Origin of the sequence: Streptomyces sp. NPDC004126, assembly GCF_050275515.1 — a bacterium.
GTDB lineage: Bacteria > Actinomycetota > Actinomycetes > Streptomycetales > Streptomycetaceae > Streptomyces.
In genome coordinates, this window is sequence record NZ_JBNNPF010000030.1 from 66,853 (window position 1) to 82,443 (window position 15,591).

16 protein-coding genes are annotated in these 15,591 nt (G+C 72.5%); 13 read left to right on the forward strand and 3 right to left on the reverse strand.

Annotated elements, in window-relative coordinates; genetic code table 11:
* Positions 1-6 precede the first annotated feature (6 nt).
* The 3 genes from ACQKM2_RS25965 to ACQKM2_RS25975 all read right to left on the reverse strand — a co-directional run bounded on the left by ACQKM2_RS25965 (position 7) and on the right by ACQKM2_RS25975 (position 1,901).
* Positions 7-195 (reverse strand): DUF5302 domain-containing protein, encoded by a 189-nt coding sequence (locus ACQKM2_RS25965; RefSeq protein ID WP_427713813.1) that lies wholly within the window; start codon positions 193-195, stop codon positions 7-9.
* Positions 196-403: 208 nt separating this feature from the next.
* Positions 404-1,105 carry an LmbU family transcriptional regulator gene (locus tag ACQKM2_RS25970; RefSeq protein ID WP_427713815.1) on the reverse strand — a complete coding sequence of 234 codons (702 nt, stop codon included), beginning with the start codon at positions 1,103-1,105 and terminating at the stop codon, positions 404-406.
* 112 nt (positions 1,106-1,217) lie between these two features.
* Entirely contained in the window at positions 1,218-1,901 is a 684-nt protein-coding gene (locus ACQKM2_RS25975) for a response regulator transcription factor (protein WP_427713816.1), read from the reverse strand.
* Between the two features lie 213 nt (positions 1,902-2,114).
* Here ACQKM2_RS25975 and ACQKM2_RS25980 point away from each other — a divergent pair, with 213 nt between their 5' ends.
* The 13 genes from ACQKM2_RS25980 to ACQKM2_RS26040 all read left to right on the forward strand — a co-directional run bounded on the left by ACQKM2_RS25980 (position 2,115) and on the right by ACQKM2_RS26040 (position 15,562).
* Complete coding sequence (locus ACQKM2_RS25980; protein WP_427713819.1) at positions 2,115-2,351, forward strand: hypothetical protein; 237 nt, start codon at positions 2,115-2,117, stop codon at positions 2,349-2,351.
* Between the two features lie 91 nt (positions 2,352-2,442).
* On the forward strand, positions 2,443-2,955 hold the full coding sequence (locus tag ACQKM2_RS25985) for a transposase (protein WP_427713821.1): 513 nt from the start codon (positions 2,443-2,445) through the stop codon (positions 2,953-2,955).
* Between the two features lie 314 nt (positions 2,956-3,269).
* The gene (locus ACQKM2_RS25990) at positions 3,270-3,872 is read left to right on the forward strand and encodes an LmbU family transcriptional regulator (protein ID WP_427713822.1); all 603 of its coding nucleotides are present in this window, start codon (positions 3,270-3,272) and stop codon (positions 3,870-3,872) included.
* 60 nt (positions 3,873-3,932) lie between these two features.
* Complete coding sequence (locus tag ACQKM2_RS25995; RefSeq protein ID WP_427713825.1) at positions 3,933-4,466, forward strand: PH domain-containing protein; 534 nt, start codon at positions 3,933-3,935, stop codon at positions 4,464-4,466.
* The gene (locus ACQKM2_RS26000) at positions 4,463-6,085 is read left to right on the forward strand and encodes a PH domain-containing protein (protein WP_427713827.1); all 1,623 of its coding nucleotides are present in this window, start codon (positions 4,463-4,465) and stop codon (positions 6,083-6,085) included. Before ACQKM2_RS25995 ends, ACQKM2_RS26000 begins: the two co-directional genes overlap by 4 nt.
* A 156-nt stretch (positions 6,086-6,241) precedes the next feature.
* Positions 6,242-7,279, forward strand: a complete 1,038-nt coding sequence (locus ACQKM2_RS26005; RefSeq protein WP_427713829.1) for an aldo/keto reductase — start codon at positions 6,242-6,244, stop codon at positions 7,277-7,279.
* A 46-nt stretch (positions 7,280-7,325) separates the two neighbouring features.
* On the forward strand, positions 7,326-7,925 hold the full coding sequence (locus ACQKM2_RS26010) for a GNAT family N-acetyltransferase (protein WP_427713831.1): 600 nt from the start codon (positions 7,326-7,328) through the stop codon (positions 7,923-7,925).
* Between the two features lie 56 nt (positions 7,926-7,981).
* Entirely contained in the window at positions 7,982-9,004 is a 1,023-nt protein-coding gene (locus ACQKM2_RS26015; RefSeq protein WP_427713834.1) for an NAD-dependent epimerase/dehydratase family protein, read from the forward strand.
* Positions 9,005-9,013: 9 nt separating this feature from the next.
* The gene (locus tag ACQKM2_RS26020) at positions 9,014-10,312 is read left to right on the forward strand and encodes an activator-dependent family glycosyltransferase (RefSeq protein ID WP_427713836.1); all 1,299 of its coding nucleotides are present in this window, start codon (positions 9,014-9,016) and stop codon (positions 10,310-10,312) included.
* Positions 10,313-10,321: 9 nt separating this feature from the next.
* Positions 10,322-11,602 (forward strand): activator-dependent family glycosyltransferase, encoded by a 1,281-nt coding sequence (locus ACQKM2_RS26025; RefSeq protein WP_427713838.1) that lies wholly within the window; start codon positions 10,322-10,324, stop codon positions 11,600-11,602.
* 22 nt (positions 11,603-11,624) lie between these two features.
* Positions 11,625-12,929, forward strand: coding sequence for an activator-dependent family glycosyltransferase (locus tag ACQKM2_RS26030; protein WP_427713840.1), 1,305 nt, complete (start codon positions 11,625-11,627; stop codon positions 12,927-12,929).
* Positions 12,930-12,932: 3 nt separating this feature from the next.
* Positions 12,933-14,243: an activator-dependent family glycosyltransferase gene (locus ACQKM2_RS26035; protein WP_427713842.1), complete on the forward strand. Its 1,311-nt coding sequence runs from the start codon at positions 12,933-12,935 to the stop codon at positions 14,241-14,243.
* A 41-nt stretch (positions 14,244-14,284) separates the two neighbouring features.
* Positions 14,285-15,562 carry an activator-dependent family glycosyltransferase gene (locus tag ACQKM2_RS26040; protein WP_427713845.1) on the forward strand — a complete coding sequence of 426 codons (1,278 nt, stop codon included), beginning with the start codon at positions 14,285-14,287 and terminating at the stop codon, positions 15,560-15,562.
* Positions 15,563-15,591 lie beyond the last annotated feature (29 nt).

Sequence of the window (15,591 nt, forward strand, 5' to 3'; positions counted from 1 at the left end):
GGCGGTTCAGCCGGCCTTGCGGCGGAACGTGCGGCTCTGGCCGTTGGGGCCGCTGTAGCCCTTGAGCTTGAGGCCGCCCTCGTTGTGCGCCTGCTGGGAGCGGGCGTTGCGGGCCTTGCGTTCCAGGGCCTCGCGGAACTTGGCCTTGCCCTCGGCTTCGGCCTCGGCCGCCTGGTTTTCCGGCGTATCGGTCATACCGCGATTGTGGCATCCGGGCAGGTCGTGCGGCGACCCCGTTTACCGGATGCCGGCCACCAAACGGAACAGGCCCGTCCGGAACTCCGGGGAGGAGTCCGGACGAGCCGCCCGGACGGGCGCTGCCGGCCGGGCGGGTTCCGCGCGGGACCAGGCGGCGGCGCCATGGCCGGAGTAACCAATTCCGCCCGGTCTGCCGGGATTCCGCTCAGCCGGCCCGCGCCGCCAGCACGCCCGGCTCACGCCGGGCCACGGCGTGATCGGATTCCTCTTCCTCCAGTACCGCCGCGGCCGCGCGGTCGAGGATCGCCATGGCCCAGCCCGGCAGGTCCTGTTCCATGCCGGCCGCCGCGGTGGCCCAGCGCTGGCGCCGGTCCCGCGAGACGTTCACCTGGATCCGCATGCTGATGGCGTTCCGGTCGTCCTGCTCGTCCGCCTCGCGGGCCGCCTTCACCCGGGCGCGCAGGAAGTTCCTCGACCAGTTGAGCCGCTCGGCCCGGTCCATCCAGTAGTTCTGCTCCTGCTCCGGCAGGCTCGCCAGTTCGGCGTGGTGCTGGAAGCTCAGTGCCGGTCTCCGTCGCGCCGGCGCGAAACGGCGGGCCACCCAGGCGTAGTTCCGCAGGGTCTGGTAATCGAGATCGGTCTCCTCGACCGCACGCCGGTAACGGTCCGGATAGGCCGACTGGCCGTAGATGAGCCAGTCCCCGAGCCACCAGGCCGAAGAATCGGCAGCGGCGAACAGGCGGTCTCCGATCTTCCGCCAATCGGCCATGGAAATTCCGGTGGGCATTTCCAGTGCCGTTCTACGGGCGGCAACCTGGCCGGCCGCGGCCCCGCGCTGCTCGGCGAGCGGACGCGCAGCAGCCTGGTGAAATAATCCGAACCGTTCCCTCGTTTTCACGTCGCCCATTGTTTTTAAATCCCCCATGACGATCCTTCACAGCTTTCGATCCGCTTGAGGCAGTCCCTACCACTGTACTCAGCCTCAAGCGGATCCCGACCGGTCCGCCTCGGACTTCGTGTCAGAACCGGTCGTCCGGATTTCCTGCGTCGTGTACGAACAGCGCGACCTGGACCCGGTTGTTGAGACCGAGTTTGGTCAGGATGCTGGAAACGTGGGTCTTGACCGTGGAGACACCGAGATAGAGCGCCTCCCCGATCTCCGCATTCGACTTGCCCTGGCCGATGCCGAGGGCCACCGCCCGCTCCCGCTCGTTGAGGACCGACAGCCGCGCCTCGGCGTCCCGCCTGCGACCGCCGTCCGGCAGGGCGACGACCCGGTCGATGAGCCGCCGCATGACCGCCGGCGACAGCACCGGCTGGCCCTGCGCCACCCGTCGGATGGCCGACACGATCTCCGCCGGCGGGGTGTCCTTCAGCGCGAAGCCGGCCGCGCCCGCGCGCAGGGCGCGCAGCACGTACTCGTCGGCGTCGAAGGTGGTGAGCACCAGGACCTCGGGGGCGTCGCTCATCGCGCGCAGCGCCTCCGTGGCCGCCAGCCCGTCCATGACCGGCATGCGGATGTCCATCAGCACGACGTCGGGCCGATGTCTGCGGACCAGTTCGACCGCCTCCGCGCCGTCACCCGCCTCGGCCACGATGCGCAGGTCCCCGGCTCCGCCCAGCATCACCGAGAGCCCCATGCGCACCAGCGGGTCGTCATCAGCGATCAACACGTCGACCGCGGGGTGCTCGGCTGAGGTCATGCTGCGAGCATAGCCGCAGCACGACCCCCCTTCCGAGGTGCGGAACGGGACCTCGCGGGGCCCGCGTGACCGGCGAACGGGGGCGCTCGGCACGGAAGTCGGGGGGCGGAGGGCACTTTGGTGCCGGCCGTCGGCCGGAGGGCGGCGCTTCGGTCGTACCGGGGTGTACCGCCGAGGGATCCGCGGCGCGTGCCGGGTTCCTAACCTGACGTCATGCCAAAATTCCTTCAGCTCGCTGGGGTCTTCCTCTTCATCGCCGGAATCAGCGGCACCGTCGACCAGCTGGCCGTACAGCCCTTCCTGAGTCCGGTGCTCAATTTCGTCAACCTGTACGTCACCCCCCACATCTCCGCACTCCAGGGATACGAAGTCATCTGCAATCTCTCCCTTTCGGTCCTGGGAGTCATCCTGGTCATCGTCGCCGACGGTGCCAAAAGGACCGCCGGCTGATCCTCGACGCCCCTGTGCCATGAATCCGCCGGAATCCAATTCTTTGATCGGACGACGGCAGGGCCGTGTCCCGTGTGGTGAGGTGATCTCCGTGGCGGCCAACGGCCGGGGCACGTGGAGCTGGATCGTTCCGGACGGTCTGTGGGAGGCGGCGGAGCCGCTGGTCCCCCCGTCCAAGGTGCGCCCCCAGGGGGGCGGCACCCGGGACGCCCCCGATGAGACCGTCTTCGCGGCGATCGTGTACGTGCTGGTCAGCGACTGTGCCTGGCGGGCGTTGCCGCCCTGCTTCGGCATGTCGAAGTCGACGGTGCACCGGCGGTTCCTGGTCTGGTCGGTCTCCGGGCTGTGGGGCCGCCTGCACGAGGCGGTGGCCACCCGTGAAGCCGACGGTGCCGGGCTGCCGGCCCTGACCCTCCTGCTGCGGGATGCCGCCCGCGTCAGGTTCGAAGGGTCCGCCCCGGTGCTCCCGGCGGCACGCGGGGGGCCCGGCCCGGCACGCCGGCTGCCGCGCTGCTCCGTCTGCTGCCACCGTCCGGCCTGCCCTTCCTCCTCGGCCGTGCGGCCGGCGGACGGGTACGGACCGCAGGTGCCGCGCGGCCGCTGACGGCCGGGCCGGCGCCCTTCCCCGCCCGTCACCACATGGGACACGCCTTCCGGACGCCGCGCCGCACCCCGCGGCAGAGGCCCGCGCCGCCCGCCACATGGGGAAACGGGCATCCGCTCCACTGTCCCGCCGGCGGGACGCGAGGCGGGCGCGAGCGGTAGGCGAGCGGATCACGACGCGGCCGCGAGCGGCGTCGGATCATCCTTATAGCGCCGCGGATCTCGACCAGGAACTCGGCACATCACCCCCCACCTCCCGCGCGAATTCAAATGCCGCACCACGGCAGCTGAATTCAACGAAAGGAGCAGAAACGCATGTTCGACCAAGACAAGGAGAAGCCGGCCACATCAAGGCCACCCGCGGCGATCGCTCGGGAAATTCGAAGAAGAACTACACTGACCATTCCGCGCGGAATCTCCATGGAGGCCTGGAGAAGCCTCGGGCAGCAGATCGAAGCGATCTCCAACTCTTCGTCCTGGTGGCTCGGGGACTGGCTCATATACGGTCAGAGCGAATTCCCCAACCGCTATAAGCACGCCATTGCGCAGACCTCGCTCGACTACCAGACCCTGCGGAACTACGCCTGGGTCGCCCGTAGTTTCAAGCCGAACCAGCGGCTGGCCGAGCTGAGTTTCCAGCACCATGCCGAGGTGGCCGGGATGGAACCGGAAGAGCGAGGCCGGCTGCTGAAGCAGGCGGCGGAACACGGCTGGTCCCGCAACGAACTGAGAAGGCAGGTACGGTCCCGCCGGGCGACGGTCGAGGAAGAGCGTCCCGTTCCGCTGAAGATCAAGCCGAACGACGATCAGCGGGAACGCTGGCAGGCCGCCGCCCAGCACACGAGCCAGGATCTTCTGACCTGGATAACGACATCTCTCGACGACGCGGTGGATACCATTCCGACCGCCGGCGGCTGAGTTCTCGTAATTCGTGTTCCGCTCTTCGTACGACGGCATATCGGCAGTGACCATGACGGCATGACTGGAGCAGAGGCGCGCGCCACGGCGCCGCCGACGGGAACACCGCACGGCAGTATCCGCCCCCCACGCCACCGCGTGGAGAAACGGGCCGTCTGGTGGTGGACGATCCGGGTCGTCATATCCATGGTCGTCGTCCTCGGGGCGCTGGGGCTGACGTACTGGCTCTGGGAGGGATCCCGGCCCTGGACGGGGCCGGGGTTCGTCGTGCTGGCGGTCTGCCACGCGGTCACCGCGGTGGTCATGCCGGGCTGGCGGTACCGCGTCCACCGCTGGGAGAGCACCGACCGGGCGGTGTACGACCTGAAGGGCTGGCTCGTGCGGGAGTGGCGGATCGTCCCCATCTCCCGCATCCAGAGCGTGGACGTGGTCCGCGGGCCCGTGCAGCAGTGGCTCGGTCTGGCCACCCTGCGGGTGGTCACCGCCTCCCACGAGGGCCACGTCAAGATCGTCGGACTCGACGCCGACGTGGTCGCGAGGACCGCCGAGGAGCTCACCGCCATCACCCAGGCCACACCGGGGGACGCCACGTGACGGCCGTGGACACCGCGCGGGCCGAGGACGCGGCACCGGAGCCCGACGCCGACACCGACACCGGCGCCGACACCGACACCGACACCGACACCGACACCGACACCGACACGACCCCCTGGCAGCGCCTGGACGGGCGGCTGATCTGGGTCAACCTGGTGCGGCTGCTGCTGTCGCTGGCCCCGACCGTCCTGTCGATCGTCTTCTTCGGCACCGGACGGCGCCTGTCCGACCTGTGGCCCGCGATGGTCGCCACCGGGATCGGCGTCCTGGTCAGCGTCGGCGACGTCGTGCGGTGGGTGCGCACCCGGTACCGGGTCACCGGGGAACTCGTCGAGATCCGGACGGGCCGCATCATGCGGGTCTACCGCCAGGTGCCGCGCGACCGCATCCGCGCCGTCGACCACAAGGCCCGGCTGCGCCACCGGCTCGCGGGCCTGCGCGTGGTGGTCATCAGCTCCGGCGGGACCCGGCCGGCGCTGCGGCTCGACGCGGTCTCGAAGGAGACCGCGGAGGCCCTGCGCCAGGAGCTGATGCGCGGCGTCCCCGACCCGGAGGCGGAGCGGGCCGCGGCCTTCCGGGAGACCCCCATCGCCGAGGTCCGCTGGTACTGGATCTTCTACAACGTCATCAACATCTGGGGGATGCTGGTCGGCGCGCTGATGCTGTGGAGCCTGGACGGCATGGCGGAGCTCGTGAACCTGGACCTCACCGGTGCGATCGGCGCGGTCGTCGACCGCCTCGCCCCCGGGCGCTGGGGTTCGTACGCGCTGTGGGGCGCGGTGGTGTTCCTGCTCGGCTTCCTCGCCCTCGCCGCCGGCTTCGTCCAGGACAACTGGCACTTCCGGCTCGTGCGCAGGTTCAAGGACGAGGAGGGCAGCGAACTCATCACCCGGCAGGGGCTGATGTCCACCCGCGAGGTGCACCGCGACGACCGCCGGCTGCGCGGGGTGCAGCTCAGCGAGCCGCTGTTCTGGCGCTGGATCGGCCTCACGGAGACGGCGGTCATCTCCACCGGCCTCGCGAGCTGGTCGCTCACGGGCGAGCCCGCCAGCAGCATCCTGCCGCGCGGGCCCGTCCGCGAGGCCAGGCGGGTCGCGGCCATGGTGCTGCCGGGGCCGGCGCGCCCCCTGGAGGCGGAGCTGCGCCGGCATCCCCGCGGTGCGCTCCTGCGCCGCCTGCTGTGGGCGGTGGCCCTGTGCGGCGGGCTCTCGGGCATGACGGCCTGGCTGGGTGCCACGGGCGCGGTCCCCGGCTGGATCTGGACGGTGCCGCTGTGGGCGCTGCCCCTCGCCGCCGCCGGGGCGCTGGCGGCGTTCCGCACGCTGGGGCACGCGTACGCGGAGCCGTACGTGGTCATGCGGCACGGGCTGTCCCGGCGGCAGACTTCGGCGCTGGCCCGGGAGGCGGTGCTCGGCCTGCGGATCCGCCAGTCGCTGCTCCAGCGGTGGCTGGGGCTGGTCAGCGTGGCCACGCCGACCGCCGCCGGGCTGCGCATCTACCAAGCCCCCGACATGAGTGTCGAGCAGTTCCTGGCGCTGGCGGACGAAGCCGTTCCCGAGCTGCTCGCCGAGTTTCTCCGGGACGATGCGGCGGAGAATTTCACCCAGCCCGGCAAGTAATTCCGGGTGACTGCTCCCGGCCCTCTGGCCGATACGGAATGATCTGGGTCGGCGATCCGCCTCCCGAAGTGAATCCATGGGCCTGCGGGTCACCGCACCGGCATTTCCGCAGCAGCACGAGAGTTGTCAGCACCCGATTTTATGGAGTACATAGAAATGTGGCGCACCAAGCTGACCGACGGGTTTTCCGTGAGTGCGCTCGGCCTTGGCTGCAGTTCGATGTCCCACGGCTACGGAGCCGGTCCGCGGGATGACGAGGAATCCACTCGCGTCATCCACCGGGCCCTGGAACTCGGCATCAACGTCTTCGACACGGCCGATGTGTACGGTCCGTTCACCAATGAGGAACTCCTCGGCCGCGCGCTGGAGAACCGCGGGGACGACGTGGTCATGGCGACGAAGTGCGGGATGATCGCGCAGCCCGACGGCAAGTTCGTCCGGGACGGCCGGCCAGAGCACCTGCGCCGCGCCTGTGAGGCGTCGCTGCGGCGGCTCCGGACGGAAACGATCGGCCTTTACCAGCTGCACCGGGTGGATCCGGACGTTCCGATCGAAGAGACCTGGGGGGCGCTCGGCGAACTCGTCACCGAGGGAAAGGTCCGCGGTCTCGGTATTTCGCACGCCACGAGCGAGGAACTCGACCGGATACACGCGGTGTTCCCGATCACGGCGGTGCAGTACGAGCTGTCCGTGTGGGCCCCGCAGAACAAGCGGGACATCCTGCCCTGGTGCCGGCGCAACGGCGTCGGCTTCCTCGCCTTCGCGCCCATCGGCCGGGGATACCTCTCCGGCCGGGTCGCGCACGAGGAACTGCACCCGGACGACTCCCGGGTCCGGGACCCCCGGTTCGGCGAGGACGCCATGCGCGCCAACCGGGCGATCCTCGACGGCCTGCGGGGGATCGCCGCCCGCCACGAGGGCGCCACCGCCTCCCAGGTGGCCATCGCCTGGGCCCTGGCGCAGGGCCCGGACGTCGTCCCGATCCCCGGCACCCGGCACCTGCACTGGCTGGAGGAGAACGTGGCCGCCGCCGGGCTGCGGCTCACCGCGGCGGAACTGGAACTGCTCGACCGCCTGCCGACGGCGGTGGGCGACATGAGCTGGGACAGCCTCCGGGCCGGCGGCACCGCCCGGCCGGCGGCCCCGGGGGCGGGCGGCGCCGCGGACGGCGGCACCGGGGCGAACGGTTCCTGACGGCCGCCCCGCACCGCCCCTCCTCCCCGACCGATTGGACCGACAGGTGCTCTTCCCGCACACCGCCTCCCGCCGCCTCGTGTTCCGTCCCGCGTCCACCGCCCACCACTCGGACCTCGTCCGCACGATGCTGCGCACCGGCATCGAGAGCGTCAGCCCCTCGGCGCGCGGTGGCGAGCGGGACCTGTCCAGGTGCGACGCCGCCTTCCTCGTCACCTCGCGCAGCAGCGGGGACGTCCTGGGGTTCAGCACGCTGCACGGCCTCGATGCCGCCGGGCACGTCAAGTCCGGGGTCTACCTGGACCCCCTGCGCGCCCGGCTCGGCGTCGGGTCCGAGGCGATCTACCTGACGATCAACTACGCCTTCGCGATGTTCGACGTCGGCAAGGTCGTCGCGCAGACCACGGAGGCCACCTTCGGCTCAGTGGGCCTGACCCCCGGCAGCAGCGAGGCCACCGCGGTGCTCCGCGACCACCTCTACTTCCGCGGGCGCCACTGGGACCTGCACACCTTCGAACTCGGGCGGGACGAGTGGGAGCGCCACGTCGACGGCGAGCTCGGCGGCGTCCTCGGCCCGGGGCTCAGCTGGCGCCGGGCCCCCGGACCGCTCGGCCCCGCACCCTCCCGGCCCCGCCCGGCGGCCTGACCCCGCCCGGCGCGCCCGCGCCCGCCGCACACCGGAACAGGATTTAAGGAGAACCAGTGCCAGGTCACGCAACGGCACCGCTGATCACCGTGCTCGGTGCCTCAGGCCTGCTGGGTACGGCCGTCAGCAGAGAACTCGCGCGCAGGAACGTCCGGCTGCGGCTGGTCGGCCGCCGCGCCGTGGCGGTCCCGCCCCGGCCGGTCGCGCTGGTCGAGGAACGGCGGGTCGACCTGACCAGGCCCGGCGCCGTGGCGGAGGCCGTGGCGGGCTCCGACGCGGTGGTCCACCTCGTGGCGCACATCTCGGGCGCCGGCACCTGGCGGGTCGCCGACGGCGACGCCCTCGCCGAGCGGGTGAACGTCGGGCTGGTCCACGACGTCATCGAGGCGCTGGGTGCCGAGCGCCGGGAGCGGCCGGCGGCCCTGCTGTTCTCCGGCTCGCTCTCCCAGTCGGCGAGCGTGCCGGCCGCGCCCGCGGCCGGCGGTGTCCACCCGGAGTCGCTGCTGACCACGTACGACCGCCACAAGCTGGCCGCCGAGCGGGCCATCGCGGACGCCACCGCGCAGGGCGTGGTGCGCGGTGCGACGCTGCGCCTGTCGACCCTGTACAGCCTGGGCACGGACGCGCCGGACCTCGACCGGGGCGTGGTGGCCGCCATGACCCGGCGGGCCGTCGCCGGCCAGCCGCTGACGGTGTGGCACGGCGGGACGGCCAAGCGCGACCTGCTGGGCATCGACGACGCCGCCCGGGCCTTCACGGCCGCCCTCGACGCGCTGGACGCGGTCACCGGCGGGGCGTGGGAGGTCGGCTCGGGCGAGCAGACCAGTGTCGCGGAGCTGTTCCAGGCGATCGCGCGGGCGGTGGCCCGGCACACGGGGCTGCCGCCGGTGCCGGTGGTGGACACGGTGCCCGCCGATTTCGCGCTGCCGACGGACCAGCTGGACTTCGTACTGCGGTCGGCGCGGTTCCGGGAACTGACCGGCTGGACGCCCCGCGTGCCGCTGCGCGAGGGCCTGGACCGTCTCGCCGCCGCCGTGGCGGGACAGCCGGCCGCCGCCGTGGCCGGCCTCGACTCCTAGGGGGACCCCATGCGCGTACTGTTCACCTCCACCCCGGACAAGAGCCTCTTCCAGCAGATGGTGCCGCTGGCCTGGGCGCTGCGTACGGCCGGCCACGAAGTGCGGGTGGCGGTCCCCCCGAAGTTCGCCGAGGTGGTCACCCAGGCGGGGCTCACCGCCGTGCCGGTCGGCAGCAGCCGGCCGGTCTGGCGGCTGCCGCAGCTGGACCCGGACCGGATGGAGGCGGACCGCAAGGGTCTGCCGGATCCGTACCGGGCGGCCGAGCAGGATCCGCGGGACCTCGACTGGGAGACGGTCAGGGCGGGTTACGCGCACGTCGTCGGCCAGTGGCACAAGACCGACAACTTCCCGATGACCGCCGACCTGGTGGAGTTCGCCCGGCACTGGCAGCCCGACCTGGTGCTGTGGGAGCCCCTCGCCTACGCCGGTGCGATCGCCGCCAGGGCGGTGGGCGCCGCCCATGCCCGTCTGCTGTGGAGCATCGACGTCCTCGGCCTGACGCGCAGCCGCTTCCTGGACCTGAAGGCGTCGCGGCCGGCCTCCGAGCAGAGCGACCCGCTGGCCGAGTGGCTGGGCGGGTACGCCCGGAAGTACGGCGGGGAGGACGGCGGGTACACCGAGGACCTGGCCACGGGCCACTTCAGCATCGACCAGTTCCCCGAGTCGATGCGGATGACCGCGGACGGCGTGCGCTACGTGCCGATGCGGTACGTGCCGTACGGCGGTCCGGCGGTCGTGCCCAAGTGGCTGTGGGAGGAGCCGAAGAGGCCCCGGGTCGCGCTGACCCTGGGCATCGCCGCCACCAGCCGCTTCGCGGGGCACGTCGCGGACGTGGGCGACATCCTCGAATCGCTGTCCGACCTCGACGTCGAGGTCGTCACGACGCTCGCCGAGTCCGAGCAGCGCAAGCTGAAGCGGATCCCGGACAACGTCCGGGTCGTGTCGTACGTGCCGTTGCACGCCCTGCTGCCCACGTGCAGCGCGGTGATCAACCACGCGGGTCCGGGGACCTTCCTGACCACGGTGCTGAACCCGGTGCCGCAGATCGCGGTGCCCTGGGACTTCGACGAGCCGGAGCTGGCCCGCCGGGCCGCCGGGCAGGGGGCCGTCCTGTCCGTCCGGGCCGACCGGGCCACGGGGGCGGTGGTGCGGGAGAGCGTGCTGCGGGTGCTGGGCGAGCCGTCCTTCAAGCGGGCGGCGCAGGACCTGCGCGACCAGTTCCTCGGCCTGCCGACGCCCAACGAGCTGGTGCCCGTCCTGGAGGAGCTCACGGCCGAGTTCCGATCCCCCGTCCGTCGTTCCGAGTAAGGCGAAGTCATGCGTGTCCTGTTCGCGGCGAACCCGCACAAGAGCATCTTCCAGTACATGGCGCCCATGGCCTGGGCGCTGCGCACCGCCGGCCACGAGGTGCGGTTCGCCAGCCTGCCGAGGTTCGCCGACGTGATCACCCAGGCCGGTCTGACGGCCGTGCCCGTGGGCCGCCGGCAGAACCCGGCGCGGCTGCTGGAGCTGGCCGATCCGGCGCTGCTGGCGAAGTCCCGGGCGGGTCTGCCGACGCCCTGGGACGTGGCGGAGGACCCGTCCAAGGCGACCTGGGAGTACCTGTCGAACGGGTACGGCCTGGCGACGGGGTCGCTGCGCGAGGACAACTTCCCGATGATCGGCGAGCTGGTGGAGTTCGCCCGGCACTGGAAGCCGGACCTGGTCGTGTGGGAGCCGTTCACGTACGCGGGCGCGATCGCGGCCGAGGCCGTCGGCGCGGCCCACGCCCGTCTGCTGTTCGGCATCGACGTCTTCGGCGTGGCCCGCGAGCACTTCCTGCGGGTGGGGGCGGAGCGGCCGGAGGGCGAGCGGAGCGATCCCCTCGCCGAGTGGCTGGGCGGGTACGCGCGCAAGTTCGGCGGCGAGTACACCGAGTCCATGGCGGTGGGGCACTTCACCATCGACCAGTTCCCCGAGAGCCTCCAGACGCGTGCCCCGGGCCTGCGGTACGAGCCGGTGCAGTTCATCCCGTACGGCGGCCCGGCCACGGTGCCGCGCTGGCTGTGGAAGCAGCCGGAGAAGCCGCGGGTGGCGCTGACGATGGGCCTGAGCGCCACCGAGGTGTACGACGGCTACACCATCGACACCCGCGACGTCCTCGACTCGCTGGCCGACCTGGACATCGAGCTGGTCGCCACCATCGCCGACAGCGAGAAGGCGGCCCTGGGCCCCGTGCCGGGCAACGTCCGGCTGGTGCCGTACGCCCCCATCCACCACCTCGCGCCGACGTGCAGCGCGTTCATCCACCACGGGGGTGCGGCCACGCTGGCCACCGTCGCCCGGCACGCGGTGCCCCACCTGTCGCTCACCTACCACTGGGACCAGCCGATGCTGGGGCGCCTGATCACCGGGCAGGGTGCCGGGCTCGACATGCACACCAGCGAGGCCACCGGCGAGAACGTCCGCGCCGCGGTCCGGCGCCTGCTGGACGAGCCCCGGTTCACCGAGCGCGCCGCGGCCCTGCGCGACGAGACCCTCGCCCTGCCCACCCCCAACCAGCTCGTCGCCCGCGTCGAGGAGCTCACCGCCCGCCACCGCGACGAGTCCCGCGGCTGACGCACACCAGAAGGGCAGCACCATGCGCGTCCTGTTCACCACGTATCCGGAGCGAACGCACTTCCTGAGCATGGCCCCGCTGGCGTGGGCGCTGCGCACCGCGGGACACGAGGTCCGCTTCGCCAGCCAGCCCAAGTTCGCCGACGTGATCACCCGGGCCGGGCTCACCGCCGTGCCGGTGGGCCGCGACCGGGACCTGTGGCAGATCCTGTCCCGGGACCCCGACTGGCTCGGCCGGTCGGACGGGGGCGGGATGCCCATGCCCTACGACGTCGCCGCGCGGGAGCCGGACGACATCACCTGGGAGTACCTCAGCCAGGGGTACGAGACCCAGGTCGAGCGCTGGCACAAGAGCAGCAACGTGCCGATGGTGTCCGAGCTCGTCGAGTTCGCCCGGCACTGGAAGCCCGACCTGGTGGTGTGGGAGCCGCTGACCTACGCCGGCGCGATCGCGGCACAGGCCGTCGGGGCGGCCCACGTCCGCCTGCTCTTCGGCACCGACATGTACGGGGTGGCCCGCGAGCACTTCCTGCGGCTGAAGGCGCAGCGGCCGGAGCACGAGCGCACCGACCGCTTCGCCGACTGGCTGGGCGGCTACGCCCGCCGGTACGGGGGCGGGTTCGGCGAGGAGCTGATCACCGGTCAGGCGACCGTCGACCTGGTCCCGGAGTGCCTGCAGACCCGTGCCGGGCTGGAGTACCTGCCCCTGCGGTACGTGCCCTACGGCGGGCCGGCCGTGGTCCCCTCCTGGCTGCACCGCGCCCCGGAGAAGCCCCGGGTCGCCCTCACGCTCGGGCTGAGCACGACGGGGCACGGCGGCGAGTACGCCGTCGGCGTGCAGGACGTCCTGGACGCGGTCGGGGAGCTGGACATCGAGCTCGTCGCCACGATCGCGGAGTCGGAGCAGCGCAAGCTGACGCGGATACCCGGCAACACGCGGGTGGCTTCCTTCCTGCCGCTGGACGCGCTCACCGCCACCTGCGACGCGGTCATCCACCACGCCGGTTTCGGCACCCTCGCGACGACGGCGCTGCGCGGTCTGCCGCAGCTGATCCTGCCGTGGGACAACGACGGGCCCGCGCTGGCCGGCGGTGTCGCCCGGACCGGTGCGGGCCTGGTGCTCAACCCGCGCCGGGCCTCGGGCGCGGACGTGCGCGACGCGCTGCGGCGGCTGCTGTCCGAGCCGGAGTTCCGTGCGGGCGCCGCCGGGCTGCGGGAGCGGATGCTGGCCATGCCCTCGCCGAACGACCTGGTCGGGACGTTGGAACGGTTCGCGGCCGAGCGGCGCGGGCGTGTGCCGGCGGCCCCGGTCCCGGCCGGGGTGTGAGCCGTGCGCGTCCTGTTCGTCGCCAATCCCGAACGCGCGCACGCGCTGGCCATGATGCCGCTGGCGTGGGCGCTGCGCACCGCGGGGCACGAGGTCCGCTTCGCCAGCTCCCCGTGGTTCTCGGACGTGATCACCCAGGCGGGGCTCACCGCCGTGCCCGTCGGCCGCGACTACGACCTGTGGGAGCTGCTGCGCCGCAGCATGCACACCGTCGAGGACTGGTCGTACCGGCCGGACTTCGGGCTGCCCGCGCCGTACGACGTGGCGCAGGACGCGGAGCGGGCCGACTGGCGGCACCTGACGGAGGGGTACGCCGGGATCATCCACCAGTGGCACCGGCCGGCGACCTTCCCGATGACCGCGGCGCTGGTGCGTTTCGCCCGTGCCTGGCGGCCGGACCTGGTCCTGTGGGAGCCGCTGGCCATGGCGGGCCCGATCGCCGCGCAGGCGTGCGGTGCCGCCCACGGACGGCTGCTGTGGAGCGTCGACGCGTTCGGCAGGACGCGGGAGGAGTTCCTGCGGCTGCGGGACGCCCGGCCCGAGGCCGAGCGGTCCGATCCCCTCGCGGAGTGGCTGGGCGGCCATGCCCGGCTGTACGGCGGCGCGTACTCCGAGGACCTCGCGACGGGGCAGTTCACGATCGACCAGCTGCCCGCGTCGCTGCGGCTGGAGAGCGGGCTGCCGAGCCTGCCCATGCGGTTCGTGCCGTACGGCGGTCCGGCGGTGGTGCCGCGCTGGCTGTGGCGGGCCCCGGAGCGGCCGCGGGTGGCGCTGACCATGGGGATCAGCTCGACGGCGCACGGCGGCGGCCACGGGTTCGAGGTGCAGGACGTCCTGGACTCGCTGGCCGACCTCGACGTGGAGGTCGTCGCGACGGTCGGCGGTGAGCAGCGCGAGGGGCTGTCGCGGGTGCCGGACAACGCCCGGCTGGTGTCCTACGTCCCCCTGCACGCCCTGGCTCCGAGCTGCGACCTGGCCGTGCACCACGCCGGGTACGGAACGTTCCTGACGATGGCGCAGCACGGTGTGCCGCAGTTGCTGCTGCCGTGGGACTTCGACGGCCCGACCCTGGGCCGGCTGGCCGCCGCGCAGGGCGGTTCGCTGTCCGTCGGGGCCGAGCGGGCGACCCCGGCGGTGGTGCGCGAGGCAGTGGTGCGGCTGCTGGGCGAGCCCGGTTTCCGCGAGCGGGCGGCGGCGTTGCGGGAGGAGTGCCTCACGCAGCCGGCGCCCAACGAGCTGGTGCCCCGGCTGGAGGAACTCACGGCCGCGTTCCGCTCGCCCGCCCGCCGCCGGGCCGTTTCGAACCGGCCCTGAGCGGCGCCCCCCTCACCTCCTCCTTCCGGAAGGCAGCCCTGATGCGCGTCCTGTTCACCGTCCTCCCCGAGAAAACGATCTTCCTGAGCATGGTGCCGCTGGCCTGGGCGCTGCGCACCGCCGGCCACGAGGTGCGGGTGGCCTGCCAGCCCAAGTTCGCCGACGCGGTCACCCAGGCCGGGCTGACGGCCGTGCCCGTCGGCCGTGACAGCGACCTGTTCCGGGTGGCGCGGATGGACCCGGAGGAGCTCGAAGCGGCGCGGGCCGGGCTGCACGCCCCGTGGGACGCGGCCGAGGACCCGGCGAAGGCCGCGTGGGAGCCGATGCTGAACGGCTACTACGACGCCGTCGCCAAGGGCTTCAAGCCCGACAACTTCCCCCTGATCTCCGGCCTGGTGGAGTTCGCCCGGCACTGGAAGCCCGATCTGGTCGTCTGGGACCCGCTGACCCAGGCCGGCGCGATCGCCGCGGAGGCCGTCGGCGCGGCCCACGCCCGGCTGATGTTCGGGCTCGACGTCTTCGGCGTGGCCCGCGAGCGGTTCCTGCGGCTGAAGGCGGAGCGGCCCGAGGGGGAGCGCACCGACCACCTCGCCGACTGGCTGGGCGGGTACGCCCGCAGGTTCGGCGGCGGGTTCACGGAGTCCATGGCGACCGGGCACTTCACCATCGACCAGTTCCCGCGCAGCCTCCAGGTGGAGGCCGAGAACCTCGACTACCTGCGCATGCGCTTCGTCCCGTACAACGGCAAGGCGACGGTGCCGAAGTGGCTGTGGACCGCGCCGGACCGGCCCCGGGTCGCCCTGACGATGGGGCTGACGGCGACCGACCACTACGACGGCTACACGATCAGCACGCAGGACGTGCTCGACTCCCTCGCGGACCTCGACATCGAGCTGGTGGCCACGCTGTCCGAGGCCGGCCGGGCGGGCCTGCGGCACGTCCCCGCGAACGCCCGGCTGGTGTCGTTCGTCCCGCTGCACGCGCTGGCGCCGACCTGCTCGGCCGTGATCCACCACGCCGGGACCGGCACGGTCGCCACCATGGCCGGGCACGCCGTCCCGCACCTGTCGGTGCCGTACCACTTCGACGAGCCCCTGCTCGCCCGGAAGATCGTCGAGCAGGGGTCGGGACTGGCGCTGGCGCACGACGGGGCGACGGGCGCGGCGGTCCGCGAGAGCGTGCTGCGCCTGCTGGAGGAGCCGCGGTTCGCGGCGCGCGCCGCCGACCTGCGCGAGGAGATGGCGGCCCTGCCCGCCCCCAACGAGCTCGTCCCCCGGCTGGAGGAGCTCACCGACCGCCACCGCACGCCCGCCCGCTGACGCCGGGCGGCCGCCGAACGAGAGACGAA

What these genes read in the sequence shown, in the direction of transcription:
- ACQKM2_RS25965 (WP_427713813.1), bottom strand. Translation starts at nt 195, where the DNA reads ATGACCGATACGCCGGAAAACCAGGCGGCCGAGGCCGAAGCCGAGGGC.
- ACQKM2_RS25970 (WP_427713815.1), bottom strand. Translation starts at nt 1,105, where the DNA reads ATGGGCGACGTGAAAACGAGGGAACGGTTCGGATTATTTCACCAGGCT.
- ACQKM2_RS25975 (WP_427713816.1), bottom strand. Translation starts at nt 1,901, where the DNA reads ATGACCTCAGCCGAGCACCCCGCGGTCGACGTGTTGATCGCTGATGAC.
- ACQKM2_RS25980 (WP_427713819.1), top strand. Translation starts at nt 2,115, where the DNA reads ATGCCAAAATTCCTTCAGCTCGCTGGGGTCTTCCTCTTCATCGCCGGA.
- ACQKM2_RS25990 (WP_427713822.1), top strand. Translation starts at nt 3,270, where the DNA reads ATGTTCGACCAAGACAAGGAGAAGCCGGCCACATCAAGGCCACCCGCG.
- ACQKM2_RS25995 (WP_427713825.1), top strand. Translation starts at nt 3,933, where the DNA reads ATGACTGGAGCAGAGGCGCGCGCCACGGCGCCGCCGACGGGAACACCG.
- ACQKM2_RS26005 (WP_427713829.1), top strand. Translation starts at nt 6,242, where the DNA reads ATGTGGCGCACCAAGCTGACCGACGGGTTTTCCGTGAGTGCGCTCGGC.
- ACQKM2_RS26020 (WP_427713836.1), top strand. Translation starts at nt 9,014, where the DNA reads ATGCGCGTACTGTTCACCTCCACCCCGGACAAGAGCCTCTTCCAGCAG.
- ACQKM2_RS26025 (WP_427713838.1), top strand. Translation starts at nt 10,322, where the DNA reads ATGCGTGTCCTGTTCGCGGCGAACCCGCACAAGAGCATCTTCCAGTAC.
- ACQKM2_RS26030 (WP_427713840.1), top strand. Translation starts at nt 11,625, where the DNA reads ATGCGCGTCCTGTTCACCACGTATCCGGAGCGAACGCACTTCCTGAGC.
- ACQKM2_RS26040 (WP_427713845.1), top strand. Translation starts at nt 14,285, where the DNA reads ATGCGCGTCCTGTTCACCGTCCTCCCCGAGAAAACGATCTTCCTGAGC.